This is a genomic window from Billgrantia tianxiuensis (assembly GCF_009834345.1).
GTDB classification, from domain to species: Bacteria; Pseudomonadota; Gammaproteobacteria; order Pseudomonadales; family Halomonadaceae; genus Halomonas; species Halomonas tianxiuensis.
The window spans coordinates 650,679-671,996 of the sequence record NZ_CP035042.1; the positions used below are offsets into that span (position 1 = coordinate 650,679).

14 protein-coding genes and 3 pseudogenes are annotated in these 21,318 nt (G+C 65.2%); 16 read left to right on the top strand and 1 reads right to left on the bottom strand.

Annotated features, from left to right (window positions below):
• Positions 1-62: 62 nt before the first annotated feature.
• The 16 genes and pseudogenes from pyrH (at position 63) to tilS (ending at position 19,343) form a co-directional block, all read left to right on the top strand.
• Complete coding sequence (gene pyrH / locus EKK97_RS03005; RefSeq protein WP_201296998.1) at positions 63-839, top strand: UMP kinase; 777 nt, start codon at positions 63-65, stop codon at positions 837-839.
• 4 nt (positions 840-843) lie between these two features.
• Positions 844-1,401 carry a ribosome recycling factor gene (frr, locus tag EKK97_RS03010; RefSeq protein ID WP_159548905.1) on the top strand — a complete coding sequence of 186 codons (558 nt, stop codon included), beginning with the start codon at positions 844-846 and terminating at the stop codon, positions 1,399-1,401.
• A gap of 78 nt (positions 1,402-1,479) precedes the next feature.
• Positions 1,480-2,232, top strand: coding sequence for a polyprenyl diphosphate synthase (uppS, locus tag EKK97_RS03015; protein WP_159555664.1), 753 nt, complete (start codon positions 1,480-1,482; stop codon positions 2,230-2,232).
• Positions 2,225-3,024, top strand: a pseudogene (locus EKK97_RS03020) (phosphatidate cytidylyltransferase). Before uppS ends, EKK97_RS03020 begins: the two are co-directional and overlap by 8 nt.
• A 16-nt stretch (positions 3,025-3,040) precedes the next feature.
• Positions 3,041-4,234, top strand: a complete 1,194-nt coding sequence (gene ispC, locus EKK97_RS03025) for a 1-deoxy-D-xylulose-5-phosphate reductoisomerase (protein ID WP_159548908.1) — start codon at positions 3,041-3,043, stop codon at positions 4,232-4,234.
• A gap of 54 nt (positions 4,235-4,288) precedes the next feature.
• Positions 4,289-5,647: a sigma E protease regulator RseP gene (gene rseP, locus EKK97_RS03030; RefSeq protein ID WP_159548911.1), complete on the top strand. Its 1,359-nt coding sequence runs from the start codon at positions 4,289-4,291 to the stop codon at positions 5,645-5,647.
• Between the two features lie 120 nt (positions 5,648-5,767).
• Positions 5,768-8,109: pseudogene (gene bamA, locus EKK97_RS03035) on the top strand (outer membrane protein assembly factor BamA).
• Positions 8,110-8,134: 25 nt separating this feature from the next.
• Positions 8,135-8,638 (top strand): OmpH/Skp family outer membrane protein, encoded by a 504-nt coding sequence (locus tag EKK97_RS03040; protein WP_159548914.1) that lies wholly within the window; start codon positions 8,135-8,137, stop codon positions 8,636-8,638.
• A 43-nt stretch (positions 8,639-8,681) separates the two neighbouring features.
• Positions 8,682-9,721, top strand: a pseudogene (lpxD, locus tag EKK97_RS03045) (UDP-3-O-(3-hydroxymyristoyl)glucosamine N-acyltransferase).
• A gap of 118 nt (positions 9,722-9,839) precedes the next feature.
• Entirely contained in the window at positions 9,840-10,283 is a 444-nt protein-coding gene (fabZ, locus tag EKK97_RS03050) for a 3-hydroxyacyl-ACP dehydratase FabZ (protein WP_159548917.1), read from the top strand.
• Positions 10,280-11,047, top strand: a complete 768-nt coding sequence (gene lpxA, locus EKK97_RS03055; RefSeq protein WP_159548919.1) for an acyl-ACP--UDP-N-acetylglucosamine O-acyltransferase — start codon at positions 10,280-10,282, stop codon at positions 11,045-11,047. The genes fabZ and lpxA overlap by 4 nt, the downstream gene beginning before the upstream one ends.
• Positions 11,048-11,116: 69 nt before the next feature.
• Complete coding sequence (gene lpxB, locus EKK97_RS03060) at positions 11,117-12,340, top strand: lipid-A-disaccharide synthase (RefSeq protein ID WP_159548922.1); 1,224 nt, start codon at positions 11,117-11,119, stop codon at positions 12,338-12,340.
• Positions 12,337-12,948: a ribonuclease HII gene (rnhB, locus tag EKK97_RS03065; RefSeq protein WP_159548925.1), complete on the top strand. Its 612-nt coding sequence runs from the start codon at positions 12,337-12,339 to the stop codon at positions 12,946-12,948. Before lpxB ends, rnhB begins: the two co-directional genes overlap by 4 nt.
• A 128-nt stretch (positions 12,949-13,076) precedes the next feature.
• On the top strand, positions 13,077-16,580 hold the full coding sequence (gene dnaE, locus EKK97_RS03070; protein WP_159548928.1) for a DNA polymerase III subunit alpha: 3,504 nt from the start codon (positions 13,077-13,079) through the stop codon (positions 16,578-16,580).
• Between the two features lie 524 nt (positions 16,581-17,104).
• Positions 17,105-18,058 carry an acetyl-CoA carboxylase carboxyl transferase subunit alpha gene (accA, locus tag EKK97_RS03075; RefSeq protein ID WP_159548931.1) on the top strand — a complete coding sequence of 318 codons (954 nt, stop codon included), beginning with the start codon at positions 17,105-17,107 and terminating at the stop codon, positions 18,056-18,058.
• Positions 18,042-19,343: a tRNA lysidine(34) synthetase TilS gene (tilS, locus tag EKK97_RS03080; protein WP_159548934.1), complete on the top strand. Its 1,302-nt coding sequence runs from the start codon at positions 18,042-18,044 to the stop codon at positions 19,341-19,343. The genes accA and tilS overlap by 17 nt, the downstream gene beginning before the upstream one ends.
• Positions 19,344-19,373: 30 nt before the next feature.
• Here the strand turns inward: tilS and ppx are convergent, their stop codons facing one another.
• Positions 19,374-20,918, bottom strand: a complete 1,545-nt coding sequence (gene ppx / locus EKK97_RS03085; protein ID WP_159548937.1) for an exopolyphosphatase — start codon at positions 20,916-20,918, stop codon at positions 19,374-19,376.
• Positions 20,919-21,318 lie beyond the last annotated feature (400 nt).

A 21,318-nucleotide genomic window follows, 5' to 3' on the forward strand; every position in this document is an offset into this window, starting at 1 on the left:
GGCCGCCACGTCGGTCGCAGCAGAGCGTTGCTTCATCCCACCTTGCGCCCAGGAGAGTTGCCATGGCCATTCCCGATCAGGTCGATAGTCCCGCCCAGCCCCGCTCCGACAAGTCCCGCGGTGAAAAGTCCAAGTACAAGCGCATCCTGCTCAAGCTCTCCGGCGAAGCCCTGATGGGCGAGCACGACTTCGGCATCGACCCACAGGTGCTCGACCGCATGGCGCTCGAGATCGGTCAACTGGTGGGGATCGGCGTGCAGGTCGGTATCGTCATTGGCGGTGGCAACCTGTTCCGCGGCGCCGCGCTCAACGAAGCGGGCATGGATCGGGTCACCGGCGATCACATGGGCATGCTGGCCACGGTAATGAACGCCCTGGCCATGCGCGACGCGCTGGAGCGCTCCAACATTCGCTCGCGGGTCATGTCGGCCATCCCCATGAGCGGCGTGGTGGAACATTACGACCGTCGCACGGCCATTCGCTACCTGACCTCCGGAGACGTGGTATTGTTCTCCGCCGGCACCGGCAATCCTTTCTTCACCACCGATTCGGCCGCTTGTCTGCGTGGCATCGAGATCGATGCCGATGTGGTAGTCAAGGCCACTAAAGTGGATGGCGTCTACGACAAGGATCCGGTGAAGCACGCCGATGCGGTCAAGTACGATCATCTGAGCTACGATAATGCGCTCGATCAGAAGCTCGGCATCATGGATTTGACCGCTATCTGCCTGGTGCGGGACCATGACATGCCGGTTCGCGTATTCAACATGAACAAGCCGGGCGCCCTGCTGAACCTGGTGGTGGGCGGCAAGGAAGGCACGCTGATAGACAGAGGTTGATACCGTGATCAATGACATCCAGAAAGATGCCGAAAGTCGCATGAAGAAGAGCCTCGATGCCCTTCATGCCAACTTCAACAAGATCCGTACCGGGCGTGCTCATTCCAGCATTCTCGATTCGGTCACCGTGGAGTACTACGGCAGCCAGGTACCTCTCAACCAGGTCGCCTCGGTCAATGTGGAAGACGCTCGCACCCTCTCCGTGGTGCCGTGGGAGCAGAACCTGGTGCCCAAGATCGAGAAGGCGATCATGACCTCCGACCTGGGCCTGAACCCTTCCAGTGCCGGTAACGTGATCCGCGTGCCGATGCCGATGCTCACTGAGGAGACCCGCAAGGGCTACATCAAGCAGGCCCGCTCCGAGGCCGAGAATGCCCGTGTGGCGGTGCGCAACGTGCGTCGCGATGCCAACAATGACATCAAGGCGCTGCTCAAGGAGAAGGAGATCTCCGAGGATGAGCAGCATCGCGCCGAGGACGCCATCCAGAAGCTGACCGACAAGTACATTGCCGAGATCGACAAGCAGCTCGAAGTGAAGGAACACGACCTGATGCAGGTCTGAGCAGCGCCGGGCGGCGACCTGTCGCCCGGTTCTTCCATCCCCATTGCGAGACATCATGACGCCAGCGCAGACCTCTGCATCGCAGATGCCCCCAAGCCGCCCGGCGACGACCTGCCCCAGCACGTGGCGATCATCATGGACGGTAACAACCGCTGGGCGCGTGCGCGTGGACTCTCCGGCATTCGTGGCCATCGTGCGGGTGTCGAGGCCGTGCGTGCGGTGATCCGGCGCGCTGCCGAGCGCGGTATCCAGACCCTGACGCTGTTCGCCTTCTCCAGTGAGAACTGGCGCCGTCCCGAGGCCGAGGTCAGCGCGCTGATGGATCTTTTTCTCATCGCCCTCAAGCGTGAGGTGAAAAAGCTCCATGACAACGGCATTCGCCTCTCGGTGATCGGCGACCGCAGCGCCTTTTCCACCTCGATCCAGAAGTACATCGCCAAGGCCGAGGCATTGACCCGGGACAACCAGCGTATGCACCTGGTGGTTGCCGCCAACTATGGCGGGCGCTGGGACATCGTCACGGCCGCTCGCCGTCTGGCCGAACGTGCCGCAGCCGGGGAACTCGACCCTGCCGCCATCGATGAGCACCAGTTGCAGGATGAGCTGTGCCTGGCCGGCGAGGCACCGGTGGACCTATGCATCCGGACCAGCGGTGAGCAGCGCATCTCCAACTTTCTGCTGTGGCAGATGGCCTATGCCGAACTCTATTTCACGCCGCTGCTGTGGCCGGACTTCGATGGCGATGCCTTCGACCTGGCAGTGGACGACTTCCGCCGAAGACAGCGCCGCTTCGGAATGACCGACGAACAGATCGAGGCCGAAGGTGCTTAGACAGCGGATCATTACCGCGGCGTGGCTGGCGCCGCTGATGCTGGCCGGCCTGTTCGGCCTCACGGGGGGGGCTTCGCTCTTTTTACTGGCGCCATCGTGCTGCTGGCCGCCTGGGAATGGACCAATCTTGCCGGTGTGACCGAGGCGGGGCGCCGTCTGGCGCTGGTGGCCGGCATGGCGCTGCTGATGCTCGTGCTATGGCTGGCCGGGGCTGCGTTCGCGACGTGGCCGCTATGGCTGGCGGTGGCCGGCTGGGTGGCCAACCTCTACTGGGTCACTCAGTATCCCGCACGGAGTGAGCAGTGGCGCTCCACGGCCACGCGCCTGATCATGGGGTTATGGGTGCTGCTGCCGGCCTGGGTGGGGTTCAACGTATTGCGCGATACCGGTGGCGTCTGGCTGCTTTATGTCCTGTTGCTGGTCTGGGGCGCCGATATCGGGGCCTACTTCAGCGGTCGCGCTTGGGGGCGGCGCAAGCTCGCGCCGGCGGTCAGCCCCGGCAAGTCGTGGGAGGGCGTCGGCGGTGGCATCGGCGTGACGCTGGTACTGGCACTGGTGTTCGCCGTCTGGCAGGGGCTGGGCCTTGCGGGCGGTCTGGGGCTGGCGCTCGCCACGGTGGTGGTGACCCTGGTCTCGGTGCTCGGTGACCTGTTCGAGAGCATGCTCAAGCGCTTTCGCGGCATCAAGGACTCCAGCAACCTGTTGCCCGGCCACGGCGGCGTGCTCGACCGCATCGACAGCCTGACCGCTGCCGTGCCGTTGTTCGCCCTGCTCTCCCTTGGCGTTCTGTAGCGTGGGGTGCTGTGACATGAGCGAGCCTCTCCGGCAGCAGCGTGTGACGGTGCTGGGAGCCACTGGCTCCATCGGCACCAATACGCTCGACGTGATCGCACGTCATCCCGAGCGCTATCGCGTGCATGCCTTGACCGCGCAGCGTTCGCGCGAGGCGCTGTTGGGGCTGTGTTTGCGCCATCATCCCGAGGTGGTGGTGCTGGGCGAGGAAGCCGATGCTGCCTGGCTGCGTGAGCGCCTCTCCCAGGCGGGCCTGGGCACCGAGGTGCGGGCCGGCGAAGCTGCGCTCGTCGAGGTAGCCTGCGAGGCGCAGGTGGACGTGGTGATGGCCGCCATCGTCGGTGCCGCAGGGTTGCTGCCGACGCTGGCCGCGGTGCGCGCAGGCAAGCGCGTGCTGCTGGCCAACAAGGAAGCGCTGGTGATGTCGGGGGCGCTGTTCATGGATGCCGTGGCACGCCACGGCGCCACGCTATTGCCGATCGACTCCGAACATAATGCCATCTACCAGTGTCTACCCTCCGAGCATCGCGGCGGTCTGTCCCGTCATGGGGTGACTCAGCTGCTGCTGACGGCTTCCGGTGGGCCTTTCCGTGGTTGGACGCGGGAGCGTCTGGCGACGGTGACGCCGGAGCAGGCCTGTGCTCATCCCAACTGGTCGATGGGGCGCAAGATCTCGGTGGATAGTGCCACCCTGATGAACAAAGGGCTGGAGCTGATCGAGGCGTGCTGGCTGTTCGATGCCCGGCCCGAGCAGGTGCAGGTGGTGGTTCACCCGCAGAGCGTGATCCACTCCATGGCGGCCTACAGCGACGGTTCGGTGCTGGCGCAGTTGGGCAACCCGGACATGCGTACCCCGATCGCTTATGGCCTGGCCTGGCCGGAGCGCATCGAGGCCGGTGTCGAGGCGCTGGATCTGTTCCAGATCGCCCGGCTCGATTTCGAGGCGCCGGATGAGGTGGCCTTCCCGTGCCTGCGGCTGGCTCGCGAGGCCATGAGGGAGGGGGGGACGGCACCGGCCGTTCTCAACGGTGCCAACGAAGTGGCCGTCGATGCCTTCCTGGCAGGCCGGTTGAGCTTCCCTGGCATCGCTGAGCTGGTGGCCGCGACTCTCGAGGCGCTGCCGGTCGAAGCCGGCGGCGACCTGGAATCCATCCTGGATGCCGATGCCCGAGCGCGCCAGGCGGCGCGTGGATGGCTGGAAAGGCACTGAGCCGGTCTAATCCGGTCTGTGCCGGTCTAATGTAGTTCTATCAAGGAGGCTGTCTTGGGCCTGATCCAGAACGTGCTGGCCGTCATCGTGGTGCTGGGCTTGTTGATCACCTTCCACGAGTTCGGCCATTACTGGGTGGCGCGACGCTGCGGTGTCCGGGTGCTGCGCTTCTCGGTGGGATTCGGCAAACCGATCTGGTCTCGCGTCGACCGTCACGGGACCGAGTTCGCCGTGGCGGCGATTCCGCTCGGCGGCTACGTCAAGATGCTCGACGAGCGCGAGGCTCCCGTGCCCGGCGACCAGCTTCACGAGGCGTTCAACCGCAAGACGGTGTGGCAGCGTATCGCCATCGTCGCCGCGGGGCCTCTGGCCAATTTCCTGCTCGCCATCGTTGCCTACTGGGCACTGTTCGTCGCCGGTACCACCACGGTGGCGCCGGTGGTGGGCGAGGTGACGCCTGACTCGCCGGCTGCCCGCAGTGGTCTGGCCAACGGACAGGAGATCGTCTCGGTTCAGGGCAGTGCCGTGCGCTCCTGGGACGAGATCAACCTGCGCCTGATCGCTCACATTGGCGCCAGCGGCGAACTGGTATTCCAGGCGCGCGACGATGCCTCGTCCGATCCGAGCGAATACCGCCTGCCCGTGCAGGACTACCTGGTGCGCCAGGACCCGCCGCAGCCGTTGGCGAGCCTCGGCATCACTCCTTGGCAGCCACGCTTCCCCGCCGTGCTGGGCCAGGTAATCGACGGCGAACCCGCCGCCGAGGCGGGGTTGCAGCCGGGTGACGAGATCCTGGCCGTCAACGGACGTCCTGTCGATGAGTGGATGGATTTCGTCAGTGTAGTGCGTGCCAGCCCCGGCGAGACGTTGGAGCTCGAGGTGGCGCGTGGCGACGAGCGTCTCGAACTGACGCTGGTTCCTGGCTCGCGCGAAATCGAGACGGGGGCGGCCATCGGTTATGTTGGCGCCGGCGTCGAGCCGGTGGAGTGGCCCGCGGAGTTTCGCCGCGAGATTCGTTATGGTCCCGTGGCGGCAGTAGGGCAGGCCATGAGCCGTACCGGCGAGATGACCGTGCTGACCCTCGGTGCCATTCGCAAGATGCTGGTGGGGCTGATCTCGCCGACCAACCTGTCGGGGCCGATCACCATCGCCCAGATGGCGGGGGATACGGCACGCACCGGGCTGGAGAGTTTCGTCAGCTTCCTGGCTTACCTCTCGATCAGCCTGGCAGTACTCAATCTATTACCGATTCCGGTACTTGACGGCGGCCACCTGCTTTATTATTTCGTCGAAGCGGTGCGCGGCCGGCCGGTATCGGAACGGGCTCAGGCGGTTGGGCTGCGCATCGGCCTGGCGCTGGTCGGCATGCTGATGCTGATGGCCCTGTATTTCGATCTGATGCGTCTCTGGTAGCAAGCGCCCCTATCGGGGCACAGGGAGGCAGAGCTTCGCTCTGCCTTGTCAGTCACCCGCACATATGTATATGGTGCCTGTCTGGACAGGCAGGCGGATCAACGCGAGCGAAGCGACTGCATGAATATCAAGACACTCGGACTGGCGGCACTGCTGCTGGCCGGTTCCAGTACGGTGCTGGCCCAATCTTTTGAAGTTTCCGACATTCGCGTGGAAGGGCTGCAGCGGGTTTCCGCCGCCTCCGTCTTCAACGCCTTCCCCATCAGCGCAAGAGACAGGGTAGACGACCGCGAGCTTGCCGAGGCAGCCCGCAGCTTGTTTGCCACTGGCCTGTTCGAGGACATTCAGCTCGCCCGCGACGGCGACGTCCTGGTCATCCAGGTCGTCGAGCGGCCAACCATCTCGCGGCTCAACATCAGTGGCAACCGTCGCCTCTCCGAGGAAGACCTGCGCCGTGGCCTGCGCGAGGGCGGGCTGGCCGAAGGCCAGGTGCTGCAAATCTCCACGCTCGAGGACATCCAGCGCGAGCTCGAGGGCGTTTACCAGGCCCAGGGGCGCTACAGCGCCCGGATCGAAACCAGCGTGCGTGAGATTGACGAAGGCCGGGTTCAGGTCGACATCGACATCAACGAGGGTGCCGTTGCCAAGATCCGCCAGATCAACATCGTCGGCAACCGCCAGTTCGACGACGACGAGCTGCGCGAGGTGTTCGAACTCAACGACCGCCCCGGGCGCTTCTTCGGCTGGTTCTCACGCGACGAGTACTCCCGCGAGGCGCTGGCCGGCGATCTTGAGCGGCTGCGCTCGTTCTACCTCGATCGCGGCTACGTCAACTTCAACATCACATCCACCCAGGTCTCCATCAGCCCGGACAAGTCGCAGATCTTCGTCACCGTCAACGTCGACGAGGGTAGCCAGTACCGCCTGGGCGACATCCGCTTCGCCGGCGACCTGCAGATCGGCGAACGCGAGGCGCGCAACCTGCTGCAAGTGCAGAGCGGCGAGATCTTCTCGCGTAGCGACGTCACCGCCTCCACCGAGGCGCTGCGTTCGCGCCTGGGGGCAGAGGGATTCGCCTTCGCCCGGGTCGACGGGGTGCCCGAACCGCGTGCCGATGGCGAGACCGTTGATCTCACCTTCAACGTCGAGCCGGGGCGGCGTGCCTATGTGAGGCGGATCAACTTCATCGGCAATACCACCACCCAGGACGAGGTGCTGCGCCGCGAAATGATCCAGATGGAGGGGGCGCCGGCTTCCACCGAATCGATCAGCCAGTCGCGTCGTCGACTGGAGCGACTGGGCTTCTTCCGCCAGGTCGAGGTGGAGACCCAGCCGGTGGCCGGTGAGCCTGACAAGCTGGACGTCACCTACACGGTGGAGGAGCAGCCCTCCGGCTCGATTTCGGCTAGCATCGGCTTCTCCCAGAGCGCCGGCGTGATCTACGGCGCAGCGCTGGCCCAGAACAACTTCCTGGGCACTGGCAACCGCGTCAACATCGGCGCCCAGCGAAGCGATACCTTCACCAGCGTCAACTTCGGCTTCACCGACCCGTACTGGACGCTAGACGGCATTTCGCGCGGCTACAACCTGTTCTACCGCGAAACCGATTACGAGGATTCGGACATTTCGACGTACTCCACCGACGCCTACGGCGCGGGGATCAACTTCGGCTATCCGATCAGCGAGCTGTCTCGACTCAACTTCGGTGCCAGCGTCGAGGACCTGACGGTCAAGACTTACCGCGACACTGCCTCGGAAATCGTGCGCTACGTCGAGGAGCAGGGCGACAACGCCCAGAGCCTCAAGCTCACCGCCAGCTGGACGCGCAACAATCTCAACCGCGGCATCATGCCCACCTCCGGCAACTACCAGCGCCTGTCGCTGGAGACCGCGGCCCCCGGCAGCGATGCCGACTACTTCAAGCTGCGCGCGCGTGCCCAGCAGCTCTTCGCCCTCAACGAGGAAGAGACCTGGGCGCTCAAGTTCGGCACTACCCTGGGATATGCCGACAGCATCGGCAGCGATCCCTATCCGTTCTACGAGAACTTCTTCGCTGGCGGCCTGGGCTCGGTACGCGGCTTCACCGGCAACACCCTGGGCCAGCGCACCACGCCGCGCGAGTCCGGGCGCGACCGCACACTGGGCGGCAACGTCCTGGTCGAAGGCAGCGCCGAGCTGCTCTTCCCGCTGCCCTTCATCGAGGACCAGCGTTCGCTGCAGACCGGCTTCTTCATAGACGCCGGCAACACCTTCCTGACCAGCTGTTATGACGTGATGCCCGGGGACGAGCCGTCACGCTGCTCTTCCGGGTCGACCTGGGCGACCTGCGTTACAGCATCGGCGTGGGGCTCTCCTGGCTGACTCCGGTGGGACCGTTGACCTTCAGCATCGCCGAGCCGCTCAACGACGAAAGCGGCGACGACACGCAGTTCTTCCAATTCTCACTGGGCCAGACCTTCTGAGCCGGCCTGCCAAGAGGTGTTATACATGCGTAAGTTGACAGCCATTCTCTGCTTGGGTCTGCTGGCCATCGTGGCGCTGCCGGCCCACTCGGCCGAGGTTGCGGTACTCGATTGGCGTCAGGCGCTGCTCGCGTCCGATGCCGCCCAGCGCTCCATGCAGCAGCTTGAGAGCCGCCTGGCCGGGCAGCAGCAGGAGGCCCAGTCTCTGGGGCAGGAACTCTCCCAGCTGCAGCAGCGCCTGCAGCAGGAGGGCGACAGCCTTCCCGATGCCGAGCGCCAATCCCTGATTCAGGAGTTCCAGCAGAAAGGCAGCCGCTTCGAGCAGCTGCGTCAGCAGATCATGGAAGAGCAGATGCGCGCCGAGCAGGAGTTCCTGCAGCAGGCCGAGCCGAAGCTCGATCAGGCCGTTGAACAGGTCATCTCGCGGCACGGCGTGAAGGTGCTGGTGGAGCCCCAGGGCGTGCTGCATTCCGAACAGGACCTGCCTAACCTGACGGGTGAAGTGATCGAGATTCTCAATTCACTCTGATATCCATTGCGGCAACTGCCGCACGCGGTCGACACGGGTTTCCATGACGCACCCTGCTACTCCCGAATTCACCCTGGCCGAGCTTGCCGAAAGGCTCGGCGCTCATCTGGTCGGCGATGGCAGCCGCCAGGTCCGGGGGCTGGCTTCCCTCAAGGAGGCTGGTCCCGACCAGGTCGCTTTCGTTGCCAACCGCTCCTACCTCAAGGACCTCGCCAACGCGCGGGCCGGTGCCGTGCTGCTGCATCCGGAGCATGCCGCCGCCTGCCCCGTGGCGCGCCTGGAACTGGCCAATCCCTATCTTGGCTATGCCCACCTGTCGCAGCTGTTCGACCCCATCCTTGCGGCGCCGCAAGGTGGCGTCCATCCTGCGGCCGTGGTGGCGGACGACGTGGTGCTGGGTGAGCGGGTTTCGATCGGCCCCAATGCCGTCGTCGAGAGCGGGGTGGAGCTGGGAGACGAGGTGGTGGTTGGTGCCGGCTGTTTCATCGGTGCCGGCTCGCATATCGGCGCCGGCTCACGGCTGCACCCCAACGTTACCGTCTGTCATGGCGTGATCATCGGGGCGCGGGCCATCCTGCACAGCGGCTGCGTGATCGGCGGCGACGGCTTCGGCTTCGCCCACGATGGCAGCCGCTGGCACAAGATCGCCCAGCTCGGTGGCGTGGTGCTGGGCGACGACGTCGAGGTCGGTAGCTGTTCCAGCATCGATCGCGGTGCGCTCGACGACACCGTAATCGGTAACGACGTCAAGATAGACAGCCAGGTACAGATCGCACACAACGTGCGCATCGGCGACCATACGGCGCTGGCCGGCTGCGTTGGGATCGCCGGCTCCACCAAGGTGGGCAGGAACTGCATGCTGGGGGAGGCGTGGGTCTCTCGGGCCACCTGACGATCTGCGACGGCGTACAGGTCACCGGCATGAGCCTGGTGACCAACTCGATCCACGAGCCGGGTGTCTATTCATCGGGCACCGGGGCCATGACCAATGCCCAGTGGCGCAAGAACGCGGTACGCTTCAAGCAGCTCGACGACATGGCTCGCCGCTTGAGCCGGCTGGAGAAGCGCAGCCAAGAGGGTTGAGACGAGATCGGGCGGCGCTATAATTCCCGCCTGCCTGAGCAGGCGTTTTTCGGGAAGCCGGGGCGACACGCGTTGCCGCTCGTGATGGCTTCCCTACTTCATTTCAGAGGTCGCTACGATGGTAATGGACATCAACGAGATTCGTGATTATCTGCCGCACCGATACCCTTTCCTGCTGGTGGATCGGGTCATGGAGCTGAGCCTCGGCGAATCCATCGTTGCCTACAAGAACGTCAGCATCAACGAGCCATTCTTCAACGGCCACTTCCCCCACCACCCGATCATGCCGGGCGTGCTGGTACTCGAAGCGCTGGCTCAGGCTTGCGGCATTCTCGGCTTCAAAACCGTCAACAAGCTGCCTGCCGACGGCTACGTCTATTATCTGGTGGGTAGCGACAACGTGCGCTTCAAGCGACCGGTGATGCCGGGCGATCGCCTGAAGCTGGAGGCCAGGGTCGAGCGTGAAAAGCGCGGCATCTGGAAGTTTGCCTGTCGTGCTACCGTTGACGGTGAGCTGGTCTGTGAGGCCGATATCATCTGTGCGGAGAGGAAGGTTTCTTGATACATACCACTGCCATCGTCGACCCCGGGGCACGTCTGGCCGAGGATGTCGAGGTCGGTCCCTTCAGCGTGATCGGGCCCGACGTCGAGATCGGGCCCGGCAGCCGCATCGGCCCACACGTGGTCATCAAGGGGCCCACCGTACTGGGGGCCCGCACCCGCATCTTTCAGTTTGCTTCCGTTGGCGAGGACTGCCAGGACAAGAAATATTCCGGTGAGCCGACGCGGCTGGTAATGGGCGACGACAACGTCATCCGCGAAGGGGTGACCCTGCATCGCGGCACCGCCCAGGACCGTGGCGAAACCACTATCGGCTCGCGCAATCTGTTCATGGCCTATGTCCATGTCGGCCATGACTGCATCATCGGCGACGACTGCGTGCTGGCCAATCAGGCGACCTTGGCTGGCCACGTGACCCTGGGAAATTTCGTCATTCTCGGCGGGCTGTCGGCGATTCACCAGTTCTGTCACTTTGGCGACCATGCCATGGCGGGTGGCGGTTCGATCATCACCAAGGACACTCCGGCCTTCGTCATGATCAACGGTAACCCCGCCCAGGTCCACGGTCTCAATCTGGTCGGGCTCAAGCGGCGCGGTTTCTCGGCCGAGGCGATCAAGGCGTTGAGCGACAGCTACCGGCTGGTCTACCGTCAGGGCTTGACCGTCGCCCAGGCGCTGGACGAGATCCGCAGCCGCTATTCGCTGCCCGAAACCGAGGCCTTTGCCGCTTCCATCGAGGTTTCGACTCGCGGCATCGTGCGCTGAGCGATGGCGTGTCGGAGGCGCTGGTGCCTCTGCGCAGGATAAGCATGGGTTCATGGCGATGAGGACGATATGAGCGGAATCGCGCGTGTCTATATCGTCGCCGGCGAAATGTCCGGTGATCAGCTCGGCGCCAGTCTGATGCGCGCCCTGAAGGCGCGTCATCCGCAGGTGCAGTTCCGCGGTATCGGTGGTCCCGGCATGCTTGCCGAAGGTATCGACAGCCGTTTTCCCCTGGAGACGCTTTCGGTGATGGGCCTGGTCGAGGTGCTCAAGCACCTGCCTGAGCTGGTTCGCGTTCGCCGCACGCTGCGTGCCGATGCGCTGGCCTGGCAGCCGGACGTGATGATCGGCATCGACGCGCCCGACTTCAACCTGGGCCTGGAGCGCCAGCTGCGCGAGGCCGGCCTCACCACCATGCACTACGTCAGCCCGACGGTCTGGGCATGGCGCCAGGGCAGGGTCAAGGGAATCGTCCGTTCGGTGGACGCCATGCTGGCTCTGCTGCCCTTCGAGGCGGCCTTCTACGAACGGCATCGGCTGCCGGTGGCCTTCGTCGGCCATCCGCTGGCCGACGAGCTGCCGCTGGTCAACGATCGCGACGGCGCGCGCAGCGAACTCGGCCTGACGCCAGACGATAGGGTACTGGCCGTTCTGCCCGGCTCTCGGGCCAACGAGATCCGCTATCTCGGTGAAACCTTCCTCGATGCTGCCGAGCGACTATGTCGCGAACGGCCGACGTTAAAGGTGGTGATACCGGCCGCGACCCCGCTACGCCGTCAGGCGCTGGAACAACTTCTCGAACACCGCCCGCTGCTCGCCGAACGGACCATCCTGCTCGACGGTCGGGCACGCCAGGCCATGGTGGCCAGCGACGCCGTGCTGCTAGCTTCCGGAACCGCCGCTCTGGAGGCGATGCTGTGTCATCGTGCGATGCTGGTGGCATACCGCATGGCGCCTTTGACACACTGGCTGGCGAGGCGCCTGGTCAAGATACCATGGATCTCGCTGCCCAACCTGATCGCCCAGGAGACCTTGGTGCCGGAGCTGATCCAGGATGCGGCTAGCGTCGAGGCGATCGCCGAGCACCTAGGGACGATGCTCGACGATGCCGGTGCACGGGCCGATCTCGAGGCGCGTTTTGCCAACCTGCATGCAGGGTTGCAGCGCAACGCCAGCGCCAAGGCGGTCGAGGCCATCGAGGCCGTGGTCGCGGGGCGTCCGCTGCCCGAGTCGTTGGCGAGCGAAACGATGGAGCAGAGTGCAGAGGCGCAAGGCAAGAGGAGCGAGGCATGAACGAATGCCACCTGCCACCGCTGACGATCGACTACCAAGGTCGTCTGCTGGCCGGCGTCGACGAGGTGGGGCGTGGACCGCTGATCGGCGCGGTGGTCGCTGCGGCGGTGATTCTGGATCCGCTGCGTCCTATCGAAGGCCTGACCGATTCCAAGAAGCTAACGCCACAGCGACGCGAGGCGCTGGACGTCGAGATCCGCGACAAGGCGCTGGCCTTCGCCGTGGCCGAGGCCACACATGCCGAAGTCGATGAACTCAACATCTACCATGCCACGCATCTGGCCATGCGCCGGGCGATCGATGCCTTGCCGCTGGTGCCGGAGTACCTGCTGGTAGACGGTAATCGCTTGCCCGGGCATCATGTTCCCGGCCAGGCGATCGTCAAGGGCGATGCCCGCCATCCGGCTATCGCCGCCGCCTCGATACTCGCCAAGGTGGCCCGCGATGCCCAGATGGTAGCGCTCCATGGCCTCTACCCCGAGTATGGCTTCGCCCGTCACAAGGGCTACGCCACGCCCGAACACCTGGACGCGCTGGAGCGTCTCGGGCCCCTGCCCGAGCATCGCCGCTCGTTCGCCCCGCTGAAGGGACAACTCGAGCTGCTTTAGCCCATGAGTCGCTCCCAGTATAGCGAGGGCGCCGGATCAGCCCGAGCGAAGCAGGACGCTGAGTCATACCGCAGGATCAACAGCCCGTTTTACGTGTCGACCATTTACCGCCTAGCCCCGAGCCTCTTATGACCACGCCTTTCGTTCATCTCCGCGTGCATACCGAATACTCCCTGGTCGATGGCCTGGTGCGGCTCAAGCCGCTGCTCAAGGCGGCCGCCGAGCAGGGCATGCCGGCACTGGCCGTAACCGACGAAGCCAACCTGTTCGGCTTGGTCAAGTTCTATCGCGGTGCCCAGGGAGCCGGGCTCAAGCCGGTCATCGGCACCGACCTGTGGCTGACCAATCCCTACGATGACGAGCATCCCTACCGCCTAACCCTGCTGGCGATGAACGATACCGGTTATCGCAACCTCACCGAGCTGATCTCGCGTGGCTGGACAGAAGGGCAGCGGCAAGGGCGCGCCCTGTTGGAGAAGTCCTGGGTGCTCGAGCAGAGCGAGGGACTGATCGCCCTATCCGGTGGTCGCGAGGGCGAAATCGGCCGCCACCTGCTGGCCGACCATCGCGACGAGGCACGCGTGCTGCTCGAGGAGTGGAAAGCCGCCTTCCCGGACCGTTACTACCTCGAGCTGACCCGCACCGGGCGGCCACTGGAAGAGGAGTGCGTGCACCTCTCGGTGGAGCTGGCCATGGCCAGCGATACGCCGGTGGTAGCCACCAATGACGTGCGCTTCCTCGAGCGCGACGACTTCTGGGCCCACGAGACGCGAGTCGCCATCGGCGAGGGCAAGGCGCTGGACGACCCACGCCGCGAGCGCAAGTACACCGAAGAGCAGTACCTCAAGAGTCCGGCGGAGATGGCCGAGCTGTTCGCCGACATCCCCGAGGCGCTCGAGAACAGCGTGATGATTGCCGCGCGCTGCAACGTCGACGTGCGCCTGGGTGAGATCTTCCTGCCGGAGTTCGAGATCCCCGAGGGCATGACCCAGGATGAATTCTTCCGCAAGGTCTCCCACGACGGCCTCGACGAGCGCCTCGACTTCCTCTATCCGCCCGAGAAGTATCCGCGCGACAGCGCTGAGTACGCCGAGATCGACAAGCGCTACCGCGAGCGTCTTGATTTCGAACTCGACATCATCATCCAGATGGGCTTCCCCGGCTACTTCCTGATCGTGATGGACTTCATCAAGTGGGCCAAGGAGAACGACGTGCCGGTGGGGCCGGGACGAGGCTCCGGGGCCGGCTCCCTGGTGGCCTACGCGCAAAAGATCACCGATCTCGACCCGCTGGAATATGACCTGCTGTTCGAGCGCTTCCTCAACCCCGAGCGGGTCTCGATGCCCGACTTCGACGTCGACTTCTGCATGGAGAAGCGCGACCGGGTGATCGAGTACGTGGCCGATCGCTACGGGCGAAATGCGGTGTCGCAGATCGTCACCTTCGGCACCATGGCGGCCAAGGCGGTGGTGCGCGACGTGGCCCGCGCCCAGGGCAAGCCCTACTCGCTGGGCGACAAGCTTTCCAAGCTGATTCCCTTCGAGGTGGGCATGACCCTGGCCAAGGCGCTGGAGGCCGAGCCGGCGCTCAAGGAGTTCCTCGAGGCCGATGAGGAGGCCGCCGAGATTTGGGAGATGGCGGTCAAGCTCGAAGGCATCACCCGCGGCACCGGCAAGCACGCCGGGGGCGTGGTGATCGCCCCCACCAAGCTCACCGACTTCTCGCCGCTGCTGTGCGACGAGGGCGGCTCGGGACTGGTCGTGCAGTTCGACAAGAACGACATCGAGGAGGCAGGACTGGTCAAGTTCGACTTCCTCGGCCTGCGCACCCTGACCATCATCGACTGGGCGCTGGAGATGGTCGACAAGGTGCGAGCGGCCAAGGGCGAGGGCCCGCTCGACATCGACAGCATCCCGCTCGACGACGGTCCCACCTTCGAAATGCTCAAGCGTGCCGAGACCACGGCGGTGTTCCAGCTCGAATCGCGTGGCATGAAGGAGCTGATCAAGCGCCTGCTGCCCGACTCGCTGGAGGACATGATCGCCCTGGTGGCCCTGTTCCGTCCCGGGCCGCTGCAGTCGGGCATGGTGGACGACTTCATCAACCGTAAGCACGGTCGCGCGGAGATCTCCTATCCGCATCCGGACTACCAGCACGAGTGGCTCAAGCCGGTGCTCGAGCCCACCTACGGCATCATCCTCTATCAGGAGCAGGTGATGCAGATCGCCCAGGTGCTGGCCGGCTACACGCTGGGCCAGGCCGACATGCTGCGGCGGGCGATGGGTAAGAAGAAGCCCGAGGAAATGGCCAAGCAGCGCAGCGGCTTCATGGAGGGCTGCGCCGCCAACGGCATCGACAAGGAGCTGGCCGGCAACATCTTCGACCTGGTGGAGAAATTCGCCGGCTACGGCTTCAACAAGTCGCACTCGGCGGCCTACGGCCTGGTTTCCTACCAGACCGCCTGGCTCAAGACGCACTACCCTGGCCCGTTCATGGCCGCGGTGATGTCCACCGAAATGGACAACCTCGACAAGGTGGTGCCGCTGATCGAGGAGTCGCGGCGCATCGGTCTTACCGTGACACCGCCGGACGTCAACATCGGCGCCTACAAGTTCACCGTCGATACCGAGGGCCGCGTGGTCTACGGCCTGGGTGCCATTCGCGGTGTGGGCGAGGGGCCCATCGGCGCCATCGTCGAGGCACGCGAGGCCGATGGTCCGTTCAGCGACCTGTTCGACTTCTGTCGCCGGGTCGACCCCAAGCGCATGAACAAGCGTACCCTGGAAGCGCTGATACGCTCCGGCGCCCTGGACAACCTGGGGCCGAACCGGGCGGTGCTGGCCGCCGCCCTGGACGATGCCATCCGCGCCGCCGCCCAGACCCAGACCAACCAGAGCCTGGGCATGATGGACATGTTCGGCGAAGCCTTCGCCGATGACGAGGCCGAGAGCGACCCCTACGAGACCTATCGGCGTGCTCGCGAGTGGACCGACAAGGAGCGCCTGGCCGGCGAGAAGGAGACCTTGGGGCTCTACCTCACCGGCCACCCCATTGACGAGTACGAGAAGGAGCTTGCCCGCTTCGTCTCCACCCGTATCGTCGATCTCAAGCCGTCGCGCGAACCGCAGCGCGTGGCCGGCCTGGTGGTAGCGATGCGCACCATGAAATCCAAGCGTGGCGACACCATGGCTTTCATCACCCTGGACGACCGCACCGGGCGCATCGAGGCGTCGCTGTTCGGCGAGCTGTTCGACCAGTTGCGCGGGCAGATCGAGGCCGACCAGGTGCTGATCGTCGAGGGCGAAGTCTCCAGCGACGACTTCTCCGGTGGCCTGCGCCTGCGCGGCAAGGAGGTCACGCCGATGGTGGCCGCTCGATCCCGCTTTGGCGAGGCGGTGGAGCTGTCGCTGGACGGCACCCGAGTCAACGGACGCCTCGTGGACACGCTGCGTGCCAGCCTCACGCCGCACCGCGACGATGGCGGCCTGCCGGTACGCCTGCGCTATCGCAACGACGAGGCTGCCGGCTGGATGGAGCTCGATGCGCAGTGGCGCGTGGCGCCCAGCGACGAGCTGCTGATCGCGCTGCGCGAGGTAGAGGGGCAGGATGGTGTGCGCCTCAAATACCGCTAGGGAAACACTGCACAAATGCCTGCGCGAGCGAATCACTGCGTTGCGCGGTGCTGGTGCGCCAGCCCGGTCGGAATCCTCACATATACCCCATATGCTCCGGTTCCTGTGCTCCGTGCGCCTTGTGCTTCATCTCGCTCGTCAATTTGTTCAGCGCTTCCCAAGGCCTGCGAAAAGTGTCTGCGCTCGGTCATACGGCTTAAACGGCTGCGAGCGGCGCCGGGGACAGGTCGCAGCGGAGGTCTTTTGCCATGGGTGAGGAGCACTGCTCCGAACGGGCTGGCCATGGATGGCCAGCCCCGGTCCTGCAAGCGGAGCAGGATGCGAGAGCGAAGCAGGGCAAAAGTAGCGCCCAAGGATGGGTTCACAGCGCCTCCGCAGAGACCTGTCGCCGGAAAAGCCGCTGTTCCGCGCCTTGCGCCGTGCGTTGAGGGTGCGATAATGCCCGACACTCGATTTTATGGCTTCCGGGACGAACAGCGTTCATCATGCCCCGGCGACAGCAATGACAAGGCGGCCCAGCCACTATGAATCCCAATTACCTCGATTTCGAACAGCCCATCGCCGAACTCCAGGCCAAGATCGAAGAGCTGCGCCTGGTCGGCAACGACAGCCAACTCAACCTCAGCGACGAGATCAGTCGCCTCGAGGAGAAGAGTCGCAAGCTCACCGAATCGATTTTCAAGGACCTGACGCCCTGGCAGGTGTCGCAGATTTCGCGCCATCCCCAGCGCCCCTACACACTCGACTACCTAGAGCATGTCTTCACCGACTTCGATGAGCTGCACGGCGACCGTCGCTTCGCCGACGACCCTGCCATCGTTGGCGGCGTCGCCCGTCTCGAAGGCCGCCCAGTGATGGTGATCGGCCACCAGAAAGGGCGCGAGGTGAAGGAGAAAGTGCGGCGCAACTTCGGTATGCCGCGCCCCGAGGGCTATCGCAAGGCGTGCCGCCTGATGGAAATGGCCGAGCGCTTCAAGATGCCAGTGCTCACCTTCATCGACACGCCGGGCGCCTACCCCGGCATCGATGCCGAGGAGCGCGGCCAGAGCGAAGCCATCGCCTACAACCTGGCGGTGATGTCGCGGCTCAAGACGCCGATCATCTCCACCGTGGTGGGCGAGGGCGGCTCCGGCGGGGCGCTAGCAATCGGCGTATGCGACGAGCTGGCCATGCTGCAGTACTCCACCTATTCGGTGATCTCCCCCGAAGGCTGCGCCTCGATCCTGTGGAAAAGCGCCGAGAAGGCGGCCGATGCTGCCCAGGCGATGGGCATCACCGCCGAGCGGCTCAAGGAACTGGGCTTCGTCGATACCTTGATCGAGGAGCCGCTGGGTGGCGCCCATCGTCACCCCCAGACTACCGCCGAACGGGTCAAGGAATCGCTGCTGGCGAGCCTGGATCGGCTCGAAGCGATGGAGACCGATGCTCTTCTTGAAAGACGCTACGAGCGTCTGATGAGCTATGGCGCTCCAGCATAAGAAAGAATCGCTGCAAGCCTTGATCGATGACGCCCTGGCGGAAACCCCGCCGGGGCGTGTCGTCTGGGTGGCACTCTCCGGCGGGCTGGATTCGAGCCTGCTGCTCACGCTCGTTGCCGCGGCCTGTCGGCGCCATCCCCGACCGTTATATGCATTGCACGTTCACCATGGCTTGCAGGTCGCCGCCGACGGTTTCGAGCTCCACTGCCGGCGGCTCTGCTCGCCCCTCGGGGTACCGCTCTTCGTTGAGCGCGTGAAGGTCGAGCGTGACGCCGGGCTGGGGCTCGAAGGCGCGGCGCGGCAGGCGCGCTACGCGGCTTTCGCCCGCCGTGTGGTGCCGGGCGAGACGCTGTGGCTGGCCCAGCACCGCGACGATCAGGCCGAGACCTTCCTGCTCGCCGCCCTGCGCGGCAGCGGCACGCGTGGCCTGGCGGCCATGCCCCGGCTGCGCGAGTGGCAGGGCAGGCGGCTCGAGCGTCCCCTGCTCGACGTTCCGCGGGTCGCCCTCGAATCCGAGGCAGAGCGGCTCGGCTTGCGCTGGATTGACGATCCCTCCAACGCGGATGAAACCCTCGATCGCAACTTTCTGCGCCGCAGTGTATTGCCGCTGCTGCAGTCTCGCTGGCCTCATGCGGCCGATGCCTTGGCACGCAGCGCAGCGTACGCCGCCGAGACGGAGGAAATGGTCGAGGCGCTGGTCGGGAGCGATCTCGCCCTGCTGGGCGACGATCCGGCTTGCCTGCCGGTAGTGGAGCTTGCATCGCTCGCACCAGCGCGACAGCGCACGCTGGTGCGATATGCCTGCCGCCGGCTGGGGTTGGCGTCGCCACCCTCGGCGCGTCTTGAAACCCTGCTGATCCAGCTCAACGCGCGCGATGATGCCCAGGCGCGAGTCGACTGGGCCGACGTCGAGGCGCGAATATGGCGTGGGAAGCTCTATCTCCAGCGCCGGACTGCTGCGTTGCCGGCCGAATGGCGGGTCGAATGGCAGGGAGAGGAACCGTTGCCAACGCCCTGGGGGAACGTGACGGTCGCATTGGCGCCCACCGACGGCCACTCGGTGCGGCTGGTGCTAATGCCGCGCCGGGGCGGCGAGCGTCTGCGCTTGGCGGGACGTGGCGCGAGGGATCTCAAGCGGCTGCTGCAGGAGGCCGGAGTACCGCCCTGGGCGCGCGAACGCCTGGCCGTGGCCTGGCATGAAGAGGAGCCGGTGGCGGCGCTCCTGCTGCCGGAAGGACGCTGGCTGGCGGTGGCCGCCGGCTGGCGAGCGCAGCCGGCGGCTTGAGTGCTTGCGGGGCCGGCTGCGAATGGCGGCTCAGGTCACGTTCAGGCTGAACCCGGCCGCCTTCTGGTAAGCGGCTTCCTGCTCCAGATCGGTATGCAGCAGCGCCTCGTCGCTTTCCCCGTCGGCCAGCGTCAGCTGCAACGTCTCGCCGTCGATGACCTCGAGACGCGGGGTTTCGGTGGGTTGTTCCCCGCGCGAGTGGTTGAGCAGTACCGCCAGTCGCAGCAGGCGGGCCAGACGAGCGTGGCAAAGCTGCTGCGACTCGGGTAGGGCGCGCCACTCCCGCAGCGGGAACTTGCGCCGGTGGGCACGCACCAGGAACGCCAGCAGACGCTGCTCGGGGCGCGAGAAGCCGGCCAGATCCGAATGTTCCAGCAGATACGCACCGTGGCGATGGAACTGACTGTGGGAGATCGCCAGGCCGATCTCATGCAGGCGTGCGGCCCACTCGAGAAAGCGTGCCTGATCGTCACCGAGCCCCCAGGCCGTTCGCACCTGGGCGAATAGCCGGGCCGCGGAGAGCGCCACGTTCTCGGCTTGGCGCATGTCTACGCCGTGGCGCTGCTGTAGCGATGCCAACGTCTTGAGGCGCGAGTCCTCGGGACTGTTGCGGCCCACCATGTCGTAGAGCACGCCTTCACGCAGGGCGCCATCGGCATAGCGCAGGTGATCGAGGTCGAACGCCTCGAAGATGGCACAGAGGATCGCTACGCCGGCGGGAAACACTCTGGCGCGATCCGTCTTGAGTCCTTCCAGGGCCACCCGGTCGAGGTGGCCGCAGGCGATCAGGTCGCTGCGTATTCGCGTGAGTCCTGCGCGGGTCACCAGGCCGTCGGGTGCACCACCGGCGGCGGCGATGACCGAGGCGGCAGCCTTGATCGTGCCGCTCGAACCCACCGGGTCGTCCCAGCCCAACTGGCAATAGGGACGGCGGATGTTGGCCAGCTCCGAGCGGGCCGACAGTTCGGCGCGACGCATGCGCTTCTCGCTGATCTCGCCGCCCTCGAAGAAGCGCCGGGTATAGGTCACGCAGCCCAACTGCAGGCTCTCCAGCGCCAATGGCTCGAAGCGCTCCCCGATGATGAACTCGGTGGAACCGCCGCCGATGTCGATGATCAGCCGGCGGCCGTTCTCGGCCAGGGAGTGGGCGGCCCCCAGATAGATCAGTCTTGCCTCCTCGCGGCCACCGATGATCTCGATGCGATGCCCCAGCAGGGATTCGGCGCGATCGATGAGCGTCTGGCTGTTACGGGCGTCGCGCAGGGCGTTGGTGCCCACCACGCGCAGCTGGCCCTGGGGAATGTCGGCGACGAAGGGGGCGAAGCGGGCCAGGCAGTCGAGCGCCCGCTGCATGGCGGCTTCCTCGAGCTGGCCTTCGGCATCGAGTCCGGCGGCCAGCTGTACCTTCTCGCCGCGCCGCGCCACGACCTGCAAGCGGTCGTCCTGATAATGGGCGACCAGCAGGTGAAAGCTATTGGAGCCCAGGTCGATCGCGGCCAGGCGCTTGGGGCTTGGCGGTTGAGGCAGAATGGCGGTGTCGTCGGCGGGCTGGGGCCGTTCCGTGGGTGAGGTCATCGAGGCATCCTGATGGCGAATGGCTAAAGGGTGCTGTGACGGCTGGATCGTGTCAATCGCTCAGGGAACGATAGACGGGGTTGCGTTCGTCGCCGGCCTTGACTAACATCGGGTCGTTCGCCTGTTCCGAATGCTTTCCGACCGAGACACGACGTCCGCGTCGCGGTCATTATCAAGTCGTCAGTCAGCCCCCTTCTTGTCGTTCGTTGTCATGTGCCAAAAGCCTTGGTGGCACTTGAGACGCACCAGGCGATAAGTTCAGGCGACAAGAAGCGCTGCTCCCTCGAACACGATACCGTGCCGGCGACTCCTGCGCTGAGTGGTCGTATTGCGACGGACATCGCACCTGAGCGGCAGCTCTTCCGGGCTCTGAACGCACCCAAGCGGCTTACCGTTCTTT

What these genes read in the sequence shown, in the direction of transcription:
- fabZ (WP_159548917.1), top strand. Translation starts at nt 9,840, where the DNA reads ATGGTAATGGACATCAACGAGATTCGTGATTATCTGCCGCACCGATAC.
- rnhB (WP_159548925.1), top strand. Translation starts at nt 12,337, where the DNA reads ATGAACGAATGCCACCTGCCACCGCTGACGATCGACTACCAAGGTCGT.
- ispC (WP_159548908.1), top strand. Translation starts at nt 3,041, where the DNA reads ATGAGCGAGCCTCTCCGGCAGCAGCGTGTGACGGTGCTGGGAGCCACT.
- dnaE (WP_159548928.1), top strand. Translation starts at nt 13,077, where the DNA reads ATGACCACGCCTTTCGTTCATCTCCGCGTGCATACCGAATACTCCCTG.
- ppx (WP_159548937.1), bottom strand. Translation starts at nt 20,918, where the DNA reads ATGACCTCACCCACGGAACGGCCCCAGCCCGCCGACGACACCGCCATT.
- tilS (WP_159548934.1), top strand. Translation starts at nt 18,042, where the DNA reads ATGGCGCTCCAGCATAAGAAAGAATCGCTGCAAGCCTTGATCGATGAC.
- pyrH (WP_201296998.1), top strand. Translation starts at nt 63, where the DNA reads ATGGCCATTCCCGATCAGGTCGATAGTCCCGCCCAGCCCCGCTCCGAC.
- accA (WP_159548931.1), top strand. Translation starts at nt 17,105, where the DNA reads ATGAATCCCAATTACCTCGATTTCGAACAGCCCATCGCCGAACTCCAG.
- EKK97_RS03040 (WP_159548914.1), top strand. Translation starts at nt 8,135, where the DNA reads ATGCGTAAGTTGACAGCCATTCTCTGCTTGGGTCTGCTGGCCATCGTG.
- lpxB (WP_159548922.1), top strand. Translation starts at nt 11,117, where the DNA reads ATGAGCGGAATCGCGCGTGTCTATATCGTCGCCGGCGAAATGTCCGGT.